The organism is Allochromatium palmeri, assembly GCF_009720725.1.
Classification (GTDB): domain Bacteria; phylum Pseudomonadota; class Gammaproteobacteria; order Chromatiales; family Chromatiaceae; genus Thermochromatium; species Thermochromatium palmeri.
This window is the reverse complement of sequence record NZ_WNKT01000180.1, coordinates 1-377: the sequence shown is the minus strand read 5'-3', so window position 1 is coordinate 377 and position 377 is coordinate 1. Positions and strand designations below refer to the sequence as shown.

The 377-nt window shown below is 65.5% G+C and carries 1 protein-coding gene; it reads right to left on the bottom strand.

What is annotated here, in order from left to right:
* The coding region (locus GJ668_RS20250) for a hypothetical protein (RefSeq protein WP_186343247.1) at positions 1-377 on the bottom strand (377 nt) is incomplete at both ends.

Genomic DNA, 377 nt, shown 5'->3' with positions numbered 1-377 from the left:
GGCGCCGATGGCATAGGTGGTGCGCGCCGCCTCCGGATAGAACGCCTTGTCGAGGTTGATCGGGTCACTGACGGTGACCGTGGGCGACAGGCTCAGGATGTTGTAGTTGTTGAGCTGGGTGTCGTCGTCCTGATCGGAGTCCGGCGTGCGGCCATCGCGCTCGTTGGCATCCGTGCCATCGCGACTGCTATAGGTGGCCGCCACTTCCGACTGGAGGACTTGGCCCGGTTGGGCGTTGTCTTGCAGCGTGACGGTGAAATCGAGCGTCAGCCCATCGCCTGGATGCAGATCGAAGGGGCTGCTGTCCCAACCGTCGTCGCGGGCGCTCAGGGTCGGCGTCTCGCTGCGGCCACTGGTGTTGGTCAGGGAGGCCGCGA